The 11261-nt window shown below is 74.6% G+C and carries 9 protein-coding genes and 2 pseudogenes; 7 read left to right on the top strand and 4 right to left on the bottom strand.

The window, feature by feature from the left end:
* Positions 1-280: pseudogene (locus ABD879_RS30220) on the bottom strand (hypothetical protein); the annotation flags it as partial.
* Positions 281-429: 149 nt separating this feature from the next.
* Positions 430-1446 carry an alpha/beta hydrolase gene (locus tag ABD879_RS30215; protein WP_345025139.1) on the bottom strand — a complete coding sequence of 339 codons (1017 nt, stop codon included), beginning with the start codon at positions 1444-1446 and terminating at the stop codon, positions 430-432.
* A 163-nt stretch (positions 1447-1609) separates the two neighbouring features.
* Here ABD879_RS30215 and ABD879_RS30210 point away from each other — a divergent pair, with 163 nt between their 5' ends.
* The gene (locus ABD879_RS30210) at positions 1610-2248 is read left to right on the top strand and encodes a carboxymuconolactone decarboxylase family protein (protein WP_345025137.1); all 639 of its coding nucleotides are present in this window, start codon (positions 1610-1612) and stop codon (positions 2246-2248) included.
* A gap of 41 nt (positions 2249-2289) precedes the next feature.
* Here ABD879_RS30210 and ABD879_RS30205 read toward each other — a convergent pair.
* Positions 2290-2745: pseudogene (locus tag ABD879_RS30205) on the bottom strand (TatD family hydrolase); the annotation flags it as partial.
* Complete coding sequence (locus ABD879_RS30200; protein WP_345025136.1) at positions 2742-3491, bottom strand: EboA domain-containing protein; 750 nt, start codon at positions 3489-3491, stop codon at positions 2742-2744. The gene ABD879_RS30200 and the pseudogene ABD879_RS30205, both read right to left, overlap by 4 nt.
* 356 nt (positions 3492-3847) lie before the next feature.
* Between ABD879_RS30200 and ABD879_RS30195 the strand changes: the two genes are divergently transcribed.
* The 6 genes from ABD879_RS30195 (at position 3848) to ABD879_RS30170 (ending at position 11069) form a co-directional block, all read left to right on the top strand.
* Complete coding sequence (locus tag ABD879_RS30195) at positions 3848-5035, top strand: ROK family transcriptional regulator (RefSeq protein ID WP_345025135.1); 1188 nt, start codon at positions 3848-3850, stop codon at positions 5033-5035.
* Between the two features lie 254 nt (positions 5036-5289).
* The gene (locus tag ABD879_RS30190) at positions 5290-6828 is read left to right on the top strand and encodes a sugar ABC transporter ATP-binding protein (protein WP_345025134.1); all 1539 of its coding nucleotides are present in this window, start codon (positions 5290-5292) and stop codon (positions 6826-6828) included.
* Entirely contained in the window at positions 6825-8015 is a 1191-nt protein-coding gene (locus ABD879_RS30185) for an ABC transporter permease subunit (RefSeq protein WP_345025133.1), read from the top strand. The genes ABD879_RS30190 and ABD879_RS30185 overlap by 4 nt, the downstream gene beginning before the upstream one ends.
* 69 nt (positions 8016-8084) lie before the next feature.
* On the top strand, positions 8085-9146 hold the full coding sequence (locus ABD879_RS30180) for an ABC transporter substrate-binding protein (protein WP_345025132.1): 1062 nt from the start codon (positions 8085-8087) through the stop codon (positions 9144-9146).
* A 45-nt stretch (positions 9147-9191) separates the two neighbouring features.
* Positions 9192-10394 (top strand): Gfo/Idh/MocA family protein, encoded by a 1203-nt coding sequence (locus ABD879_RS30175; protein WP_345025131.1) that lies wholly within the window; start codon positions 9192-9194, stop codon positions 10392-10394.
* Between the two features lie 168 nt (positions 10395-10562).
* The gene (locus ABD879_RS30170; RefSeq protein WP_345025130.1) at positions 10563-11069 is read left to right on the top strand and encodes a carbohydrate-binding protein; all 507 of its coding nucleotides are present in this window, start codon (positions 10563-10565) and stop codon (positions 11067-11069) included.
* Positions 11070-11261: the final 192 nt, after the last annotated feature.

The raw sequence follows: 11261 nt of genomic DNA, 5'->3' as shown, positions 1-11261 counted from the left end.
ACAGCGCCGCGTCGCCGTCCGGCTCGACGGCGGCGCGGGGCCAGGCGGGGTCCGGCGGCGGCCCGGCGTCGTCGCGGTGCCCGGTCTCGGTGACCCGCACGCGCACCCGCCGCCGCGGATCGACCAGCCGCGCCGGGCATCCGGCCAGCACCGCGGCGCCCCGGACGATCGCCTCCAGGCCGGCGCGGGCCTGCGTCAGCCCGTCGAAATAGGTGATCACCTGGACGGCCGCGCCCGCGTCCGGATCCAGCGCCGCGATCCTGCCCGCCAGCTCCCTCACGCCGCCATCATGACACCGTGCGGCGCGCCCTCACACCTCGTGCGGGCGCGCCGCTCCGGTCGGGCGTTCCGGTCCGCCTTCAGGTCAGGCGTTCGCGTCAGGCGTTCGCGTCAGGTGTTCGTGTCAGGTGTTCGTGTCAGGTGTTCGTGTCAGGTGTTCAGGACGCGGCGCAGCCAGCGCAGCCGGGCCTCGCGGGCCTCCCGCGAGATGGGGGCGTGCGGCGCGAAGCCGTCGAAGCCGTGGAACCCGCCCGGCCACACGTGCAGCTCGGCCTGCCCGCCGGCCTGCCATATCCGCACCGCGTAGGCCACGTCCTCGTCGCGGAACGTCTCGGCCGAGCCGACGTCGATGAACGCCGGCGGCAGCCCCGACAGGTCGGCGGCGCGCGCGGGCGCGGCGTACGGGGACACGTCCGGGCCGCCGCGGGCGTCGCCGAGCAGCGCCGTCCAGCCCACGTGGTTGGCGGTGCGGTCCCAGAAGTCCAGCCCGTCCATCTGCCGCGCCGACGGGCTGTCGTTGCGGTCGTCCAGCATCGGGCACAGCAGCATCTGCGCCAGCAGCGGCGGGCCGCCGCGGTCGCGCGCCATCAGCGCCACCCCCGCCGACAGGCCGCCGCCCGCGCTGGTCCCGGCGACGATGATCCGCTCGGGGTCGACGCCCAGCTCGGCGGCGTGCTCGTGGGTCCACACCAGGCCCGCGTAGCAGTCCTCCACGGGCGCGGGGTGCGGGTGCTCGGGCGCCAGCCGGTAGTCCACCGAGACCACCGCCGTGCCCAGCTCCTTGGCCCAGGGCAGCAGCGTCTCCGGCAGGTCCGTCCGGTTGTCGCCCAGGACCATGCCGCCGCCGTGGATGTGGTAGATCGCCGGATACGGCGCCTCGGCGCCCACCGGGCGGCAGATCAGCAGGGGCACGTCCGGTGCGCCGGGCGGCCCGGGCACGGCCCGCTCCTCCACCTCGAACGCGCCGTCCAGCCGCAGGTCGTCGTCGGTGACCGGGGGCAGCGTGTCGATGCGCGCCTGCCGCACCTCGGCGATGGACTCCAGCGTCGACAGGCGGGGAAACTGCCCGCGTATCATGCCGAGCGCCGCGCTCAGTTCCGGGTCGAACGGCGGAGGCGGCCCTATCGGGGCGGGCTCTTGCGCGTCGGGCTCCTGTGCGGCGGTCATGTGAGCCTCCTCGTCTCGGGGTGTGCCCTCATGATCGCTGTCCGGGCCGCGGACTTCGACCGTCGGAAGGCGGGCTCTTCCCGCCATGTGGCGGGTGCGGCCTAGGCTTCCCCCGGGTCCTGCGGGAGGTCGCAGGCCGGCACGTGAGAGCGAGGTTACGGGCATGCCCGGCGAAAAGAGGCCGTCCCCCCGGTTGCGCAGGCTGCGGCCCGGCGAACTGGACGCCGACCAGCGCGCCCTGTACGAGGAGATCGTGTCCGGACCGCGCGGCACGGGGCCGCGCCTGTTCGCGCTTACCGACGACGCGGGCGGCCTGGAAGGCCCGTTCAACGCGATGCTGCTGCGCCCCGCGCTGGGACACGCCCTGCAGGCGCTCGGCGCGGCCATCCGCTACCGGGGGGCGCTGCCGGACCGCTGCCGGGAGATCGCGATCCTCGTCGTCGCCGCCGTCTGGGACAGCGCCTTCGAACGCCACGCCCACGAGGCGGTCGGGCGGGCCGCCGGGCTCGCCGACGAGGAGCTGCGCGCCCTGCGCGCCGGCGACCACGCCGCGCTCGCCGGCGAACGCGAACGGCTCGTCGCCGACACCGCCCGCGCGCTCGCCGACCGCGGCGACCTGACCGGCGAGGAGTACGCCCGGGCCCGCGACGCCCTCGGCGAGGACGGGGTGTTCGAGTTGACCACGCTCGTCGGCTACTACGCCACGCTCGCCCTCCAGCTGCGCGTCTTCCGCGTCGCCGCACCCGGCGAGGACGGACCGGCCCGCGAGGACGGACCGGCCCGCGGCGGCGGCCCCGCATAGGGCGCCGTCCGGACGCGTGCGTCCGCGGCGGTTCAGCCGCTCAGCTCCAGCGACCGGCGCGCGCCCGCCGCCTTGTCGCGGTGCGGGGTGTGCACCAGCACGGGCAGGTCGTGCTCGGCGGCGAGGGCGAGCTGCCGGGCGAACACCTCGTCCTCCTCCGGCGTCATCGAGTCGTACCCGACCTCGCCCACCGCGACGACCCCGTCCTTCTCCAGGTAGCGGGGGAGCAGGTCCAGGACGGGGCGGCAGCGCGGATCGTTGGCCTCCTTCGGGTTCAGCGCCATCGTGCAGTGGTGCCTGATGCCGAACTGCGCGGCGCGGAACGGCTCCCAGCCCACCAGCCCGTCGGAGTAGTCGACGAACGAGCCGACCGACGTGCGCGGCTGGCCGAGCCAGAACGCCGGCTCCACCAGCGCGCGCACACCGGCCCGGTGCATCCGCTCGTAGTCGTCGGTGGTGCGCGAGGTCATGTGGATGTGCGGGTCGAAGATTCTCACCGGACCTCCAGGAAACGGGCCACGTCCGCGGGGACGTCGCGGCCTGCGGCGGTGCGCTCGCGCGCGTAGTCGGTCATCATCCGGGTCAGCTCGGCGTCGGCGCGGTCGTCCAGACCGGCCACCACCGACAGCGGCACGCCGGTGAACACGCACTTCAGCACGGCCTGCCGCCATGCCGGGGCGGGCAGCCGCGCGGCCCCGTACGGGCCGAGGGCGGCGGCCACCAGGCGGGTGTCGTTGGTGCGCAGCGCGTCGTGCAGCAGCGGCAGCGCGGCCTCGCCCAGCTCGGCGCCGAGCGCGTCCAGCGGCGCGGTCGGCGGCTCGGTCGCCGTCACGTTCACCACGACCACCCGCTCCAGGCCGTGCCGGTCGCGGAAGGCGCGGATGTCGTCGGCCAGGCGGCGCAGCGTCCCGGCCGGGTCGCGGGTGCGGCCGTCGGCGCCGCCGGTGACGATGTCGGCCTCCACGGCGGCCAGCTCGCCGCGCAGCCGCGCGGGCAGGCCCGGCGGGACCACGTCCGCGTCGGCGAGCTGCTCGGCCCGCTTCCACGGGGGGACGTCGGCCAGGTCGTGGCCGCCGAACACCAGGTCGCCGACCGCGGGCAGCCCGGCGTCCGGGAAGCCGGGGGCCTCGCAGACCAATCCGGTGCGGTCGGCGAGCCCGGCCCGGACGGCCAGCGCGCCGAGGACGGCCGTCGTCGCCACCGATCCGCGGGCGCCCGCCAGCCAGACGCCGGTTCCGCTCATGGGCAACCGCTCCTCGCTCGGTGCCGCGCTCCGGCCGGGAACGCGGGGGTGGGGTGGGCGATGTCGGGTTTCGGCTTGTCGGGAGTCGGCTCGTCGGGGGTTCGGTCGCGGGGCCCCGCGTCCTTCACGATCGGTCAGGAAACCGACTTTGTCCAGAGAGTGAGAGAAGTTAGTCACAGAGTCGGACGAATGCTTTTATGGTTCCGCGAAAGTGGTTAGTCTCCGCAACGAAACAGGTCCACCCGGGCGCGTGACGTGGGCGTCGGCCGCCGATCCGCCACGGCTTCGGCCTTTCACGGACGGAAGGTTCTAGCATTAAGAACGAAAGCACGGGGGTCGCGCGGGGGATCGAGGCGATGCGGACGATGGCTCGGCCCGAGAACGGGCACCAGGCCCGGCTGCTCGGCCTGCTGCGCGACGAGGGGCCGCGTTCGCGCGCCGAACTCGGCGACGTGGTGCGGCTGTCGCGGTCCAAGCTCGCCGTCGAGCTCGACCGGCTGATCGAGCTGGGCATGGTCGAGCCCGCCGGGCTGGCCGCGTCCCGGGGCGGACGCCGCTCGGGTATCGTCCGGCTGTCGTCGCGGCTGCGCTTCGCCGGCATCGACATCGGCGCCACGTCCATCGACGTGGCGGTGACCAACGGCGAGATGGAGGTGCTCGGCCACCTGGCCGAGCCGTGCGACATCCGCCAGGGCCCCGAGGTCGTGCTCGAACGCGCCCTGGACCTGCTCGGCAAGCTGCGCGAGCAGGGCCTGTACGAGGAGCTCCACGGCGCCGGGGTCGGCGTGCCCGGCCCGGTCAGCTTCCGCGAGGGCGTGCCCGTCGCCCCGCCGATCATGCCCGGCTGGGACCGGTACCCGGTGCGCGAGGTGATCAGCCGCGAGCTGGGCTGCCCCGCGCTGGTCGACAACGACGTCAACATCATGGCGCTCGGCGAGCTGCACGCGGGCCTGGCCCGGTCGGTCGCGGACTTCCTGCTGGTGAAGATCGGCACCGGCATCGGCTGCGGCATCGTGGTCGACTCCGGCATCTACCGCGGGGTGTCCGGCTGCGCGGGCGACATCGGGCACATCCGCGTCGACGACGCCGGGCCGGTGTGCGCCTGCGGCAACATCGGCTGCCTGGAGGCCTACTTCGGCGGCGCCGCGCTGGCCCGCGACGCGCTGGTCGCCGCGCGCTCGGCCCGTTCGCCGTTCCTGGCCGAGCGGCTCGCCCAGGCGGGCGAGGTCACCGCCGCCGACGTGGCCGCCGCCGCCCAGGCCGGCGACCCGGTGGCGGTGGAGATGATCCGCGAGGGCGGCCGCCGCGTCGGCCAGGTGCTGGCCAGCCTGGTCAGCTTCTTCAACCCGGGGCTGGTGATCATCGCGGGCGGCGTGGCCGGGCTCGGCCACACCCTGCTGGCCGAGATCCGCAGCGTCGTGTACCGCCGCTCCGCCCCGCTGGCCACCGGCAACCTGCCCATCGTGCTGTCGGAGCTGGAGGCCGCCGCCGGCGTCATCGGCGCCGCCCGGATGATCAGCGACCAGGTCTTCTCCACCGCCTGACCAGCGCGGACATCCCTTCCATCGTCCACGGCCGCTCCGCCGCCCCCCGTGAGCACGCACGCCCATGGCCGCCGTGCGGCCCCGCCGCGTGCCGTGGCGGCCTCCTCGCAATGCGTCACCGGGCGGCGCCGCGCTAGTTTGTCCTGTGAGCGTCGAAAGCTGCACGTAATCCGAGAAAAGGTCTTCTCAAAGTCATCGAAAGTGGGTACCTTCGCGCCAGGCCCCCAGCCGGCACCCGGAAGGAGCGCGGGCGGATGGAGACCACCGCGGACGGCGGCCCCCTGCTCGTCATGAGCGGCATCGTCAAGGAGTTCCCCGGCGTGCGGGCGCTCGACGGCGTCGACCTGACGGTCCGCGCGGGGGAGGTGCACTGCCTGCTCGGGCAGAACGGCGCGGGCAAGTCCACCCTGATCAAGGTGCTGTCCGGGGCGCACCGGCCCGACGCCGGCGAGATCCGCTTCGCCGGCCGCCCGGTCCGCCCGGCCGGGCCGACCGACGCCATGCGGCTCGGCATCGCCACCATCTACCAGGAGCTCGACCTGGTGGACGGGCTGTCGGTGGCCGACAACATCTTCCTCGGGCACGAGGCGGCCAGGTTCGGCTTCACCCGCCGCGGCCGGATGAACCGGGCCGCCCGGCGGCTGCTGGAGCGGCTCGGCCACGGCGAGATCCCGCCCACCGCCGAGGTCGGCCGGCTGCCCGCCGCCGGACGGCAGGTGGTCAGCATGGCCCGGGCGCTGTCCCACGACGCCCGGCTGATCGTCATGGACGAGCCGTCGGCCGCCCTCGCCCACGACGAGGTCGCCAACCTGTTCCGCATCATCCGCGAGCTGACCGCCGCCGGGGTCGCCGTCGTCTACATCTCCCACCGGCTGGAGGAGATCCGCGAGATCGGCGACCGGGTCACCGTGCTGAAGGACGGCCGCACCGTCGCCGTCGGCCTGCCCGCCGACCGCACCCCGACCGCGCGGATCGTCACGCTGATGACCGGCCGCACCGTCGAGTACGTCTTCCCGCCGCGCCCGCAGCCGCGCGCGGACGCGCCGGAGGTGCTGCGCGTCGAGGGCCTCACCGTGCCCGGGCACGTCCGCGACGTGTCGTTCACCGTGCGCGCGGGGGAGATCGTCGGGCTGGCCGGGCTGGTCGGGTCGGGCCGCTCGGAGATCCTGGAGGCCGTCTACGGCGCGCGCCGCCCGACCGCGGGCCGGGTGCTGCTGGACGGCCGTCCGGTGAAGGCGGCGAGCACCGCCGACGCGGTGCGGCTCGGCATGGGCCTGGCACCCGAGGAGCGCAAGGCGCAGGCGCTGCTGCTGGAGGAGTCGGTGGCCCGCAACGTCAGCCTCGCCGGGCTGCGCCGCTTCTCCTCCCTCGGCTGGCTGGACCGGCGGCGCGAGCTCGCCGAGGTCGCGCGGCAGCTCGAGGCCCTCGACGTGCGGCCGCACGACCCCGCCCGCAAGGTGCGCACGCTGTCGGGCGGCAACCAGCAGAAGGTCGTCCTGGCCCGCTGGCTGCTGAACCGGCGCCGCCTGCTGCTTCTGGACGAACCCACCCGCGGCGTGGACGTCGGCGCCCGCGCCGAGCTGTACGGGCTGGTCCGGCGGCTGGCCGACGAGGGCATCGCCGTCCTGCTGGTCTCCAGCGAGGTGCCGGAGGTGCTCGGCCTGGCCGACCGGGTGCTGGTGCTGCGCGAGGGCCGGGTCATCCACCAGGCCCCCGGCGCCGAGCTGGACGAGGAGGCCGTACTGAACATGATCATGGAAGGGAGCGCCATGGGCACGGTGGGGACGCCATGAGCGAGGCCGAGGGGCACGGCGCCCGCCCGGCCGACACGACCGCGGCCGACACCGCGCCGGCGGACACGGTTCCTGCGGACACGGTTCCTGCGGGCACGGTTCCTGCGGGCACGGCTCCGGCGGGCACGGTTCCGGCGGACACCGCCGCCGACCGGCCGGCGGCCGACGAGCAGGCCCGGGTCGAGGCCGCCGCGAAGACCGCCGGGCGGCGCGCGAAGGGACCCGTGCCGCTGCCCGGCGGCCTGGTCCGGCTGGTGGAGAGCAGGCACGCCGGGCTGGTCGCCGCGCTGGTGCTGCTGGCGCTGATCGGCCTGGTCACCAAGCCCGGCAACTTCGCCACCTCCGACAACCTGGTCAGCATCCTGTCGCTGGCCGCCACCATCGGCGTCATCACCGTCGGCATGACCTTCGTGATCATCGGCGGGGGCATCGACCTGTCGGTGGGCGCGGTGATGGCGCTGGCCTCGGTGTGGGCCACCACCGTGGCCACCCAGTCCTACGGGCCCGGTGTCATGGCGCTGTGCGCGGTGCTGGTCGGCACCGGCGCCGGCCTGGTCAACGGGCTGCTGATCGCCTACGGCCGGATGGTGCCGTTCATCGCCACCCTGGCCATGCTGGTCGCCGCGCGCGGCCTGGCCCAGCGGATGTCGGACCGCAGGACCCAGCTGGTCCGGCCGGAGAACGACGCCATCGAGGCGCTGTCCACCACCCGCGTGCTCGGCCTGCCGCTGGTGGTGTTCATCTTCGCCGCGGTGGCCGCCGCCGGATGGGTGCTGCTCAACCGCACCACCTTCGGCCGGCGCACCTTCGCCGTCGGCGGCAACCCCGAGGCGGCGCGGCTGGCCGGCATCGACGTCCGGCGGCACACCCTGCTGCTGTACGCGCTGTCCGGGCTGTGCTGCGGCATCGCCGCGATCATCATCATGGCCCGCACCACCACCGGCTCCAGCACCCACGGCGACCTGTACGAGCTGGACGCCATCGCCGCGGTCATCATCGGCGGGACGCTGCTGACCGGCGGCCGCGGCACCCTGGTCGGGTCGATCCTCGGCCTGTTCGTCTTCACCCTGATCACCAACCTGTTCATCCTCAACGGGCTGGACACCAGCGACCAGCTCATCGCCAAGGGCGCGATCATCGTCGCCGCCGTGCTGCTGCAGCGGCGCGGCCTCGAGGCGCGCACCTAGCGCTCCGGGCCGGCGCCCCCCGCGCACCCCCCCATCCCATCCCACCTCCCCGCATTCCAGGAGCGACCAATGGCAGACAGCAGCCGCCTCAACCGCAGGGGATTCCTCGTCGGCGGAGCGGTGGTCGGCGCGGGAGCGCTCGCCGCCGCGTGCACCAGCAACGCCCCCGAGGCCGACGAGGACGCCGCCACCGGGCAGAACGTCGCCGCCGGGGGCGACAACGACAAGCCGGGCAAGCGCGTCACCATCGGGTTCTCCGCGCCGCAGGCCGACCACGGCTGGATCGCCGCCATCGCCAAGAACGCCGAGGCGCAGGCCAAGCGCTACTCCGACGTCGACTTCCAGGCCGTGGAGCCCACCAACGACATCAACCAGCAGATCTCGGCGGTCGAGTCGCTGATCTCCCGCAAGGTCGACGCGCTGGTGCTGCTGCCCAACGACGGCGAGCAGCTCAACCAGGTCGCCCGCAAGGCCATGGACGCGGGCATCCCCGTCATCAACCTGGACCGGGTCTTCCCCGACAAGCTCTCGTACCGCACCTGGATCGGCGGCGACAACTACGGCATGGGCGTGGCCGCCGGCCACTACATCGGCAGCAGGCTGAAGTCCAAGAACGTCGCCGACCCGGTGATCGTGGAGATCCAGGGCATCGCCACCCTGCCCCTCACCCAGGAGCGCAGCAAGGGCTTCGCCGACGCGCTGAAGACCTACGGTTTCACCGTCACCGCCAAGCAGGACGCCAAGTTCACCGTGGAGACCGGCAACCAGGTCGCCGGCAACCTGCTGCAGGCGCACAAGAAGATCGACGCGCTGTGGAACCACGACGACGACCAGGGCGTGGGCGTGCTCGCCGCCATCAAGCAGGCCGGCCGCAACGAGTTCTTCATGGTCGGCGGCGCCGGCTCGGCCAACGCCATGCGCGAGATCAAAAGCGGCGGGGTGCTGGAGGCCACCGTCACCTACAGCCCCACCATGGCCTCCTCGGCGATCCGCATCGCCCGGCTGATCGCGCAGGGCAAGGGCATGTCCGACCTGGTGGAGCGGCAGGTCCCGCAGTCCATCACGCTGGCCTCCGAGACGATCACCAGGCAGAACGTCGACCAGTACCTGCCGCTCGGATTCGAGTCCTGACCGGCGGGCAGGCCCGCCCGCAGCGCTTCGACAGGGGGAAGACAGATGACTGAAGACCGCAAGCCCGTCCTCGGGATCGGCCTGGTGGGACACGCCTTCATGGGGCGCGCCCACTCGCAGGCCTGGCGCAGCGTCGCGGCGTTCTTCGACCCGCCGCTCACGCCGGTGATGGCGGCGCTGGCCGGCCGGTCCCGGGAGCGGGCCGCCGCGGCGGCGGCCGCGCTGGGCTGGGCGGCGGTGGAGACCGACTGGAAGGACCTGCTGCGCCGCGACGACGTCCAGCTCGTCGACATCTGCACCCCCGGCGACTCGCACGCCGAGATCGCGGTGGCGGCGCTGGCGGCGGGCAAGCACGTACTGTGCGAGAAGCCGCTGGCCAACAGCGTCGCCGAGGCCGAGACCATGGCGGCGGCGGCGCGGGCCGCCCGGGCCCGCGGCGTGCGCGCCATGGTCGGCTTCAACTACCGGCGGGTGCCCGCCGTCGCGCTCGCGCGGCGGCTGGTGGCCGACGGCCGCCTCGGCCGCATCCACCACGTGCGCGCGCAGTACCTGCAGGACTGGCTCGTCGACCCGGAGTACCCGCTGGTGTGGCGGCTGGACGCGCGCAAGGCCGGGTCCGGTGCGCTCGGCGACATCGGCGCGCACATCATCGACACCGCCCAGTACATCACCGGCGACCTGATCGTCGGCGTCAGCGCGCTCACCGAGACGTTCGTCAAGGAGCGGCCGCTGGCGGCGGACGCGGCGGGCCTCGCGGCCACCGCGGACGGCGCGGCGCGCGGCCCGGTGACCGTCGACGACGCGGCGCTGTTCATCGGCCGCACCGCCGGGGGGGCGCTGGCGTCCTTCGAGGCCACCCGCTTCGCCACCGGGCGCAAGAACGCGCTGCGGATCGAGGTCAACGGCTCGGCCGGCAGCCTGGCGTTCGACTTCGAGGCGATGAACGAGCTGTGGTTCCACGACCGGACCGACGAGCCGGCCGCCGCCGGGTTCCGCCGGATCCTGGTCACCGAGCCCGAGCACCCCTACGCGGGCGCCTGGTGGCCCGCCGGGCACGGCCTGGGCTACGAGCACGCCTTCACCCACCAGGTCGCCGACCTGCTGACCGCCATCGCCGACGGCACCGACCCGGCGCCGTCGTTCGAGGACGGGCTGCAGGTGCAGCGGGTGCTGGAGGCCGTCGCGCGCAGCGCCGCGTCCGGCAGCGGCTGGACCCCCGTCGAGCAGCCCCAGCCCGCCGCGACCTGACCCCGCCGCGGCGACCCGGCCCCGCCGCCGCGCCGCGCGGGCGCCCGCCTCGAGACCCCGCTCGACCTGCGAACCCGCGCGCCGGTCCCCGGGATCACCGAAAGGAGGACACCGCCCCCGAACCCCTGCCCCCCTGCGGATCCGTTGCCCCCGGCGAGGAGGAAAGGCATGGAGACCCCCACCCCTCCAGGCCGCACGAACCCCGATTCCCCCCGTTCCCATCGTGACCGCACCCGGCGCACGCGGCGCATCGCAACCGACGTCAACGTCACCCAGCCCAGGACGCGCCAGGCCGAGCACTACAAGGAGCAGTCGGGCGTGTCGCGGGTGGACCGTCCCGCCGCGCACGGCGGCGCCACCGTCGGCGGCGTGCAGCACGGCGACTGGATCATGTTCGAGCCGTACTGGCTCGGCGACGCCTCGGCGTTCACCGCGCGGGTCTCCGCCGGCGGCGCGGGCGGCACGATCGAGCTGCGGGCCGGGGCGCCCGACGGCAGGCTGCTCGGCTCGGCGCGGGTGGCCGGCGGAGGCGGCTGGGACGGCGCCACGTTCACCACCGTGACCGGCGCGATCTCCCGCGCCCCCGCCCGGGCCGGGAAGATCTGCTTCGTCTTCACCGGCGGCTCCGGCGACCTGTTCGAGATCGACGAGATCGCCTTCACCACCCCGTCCTGACCTGCCCCTCGACCCTTTCACCCCGCCGCGGCGCGCCCGCGGCGGGACGGTCGCCACCCTCCGAAAGGGGACCCACGGTGCACGAGATCAACCGCCGTACCCTGCTGGGCGGCACCGCCGCCACCGCGCTCGGGCTCGGCCTGGCCGCGCACCCCGGCACCGCGCACGCCGCCGGGGGGCGCCGCGCCGCCG

It is taken from the genome of Actinomadura keratinilytica, from assembly GCF_039539665.1.
GTDB classification, from domain to species: Bacteria; Actinomycetota; Actinomycetes; order Streptosporangiales; family Streptosporangiaceae; genus Spirillospora; species Spirillospora keratinilytica.
Note: the sequence above shows the minus strand (reverse complement) of the source record. Positions and strands in the feature narration are given on the sequence as shown.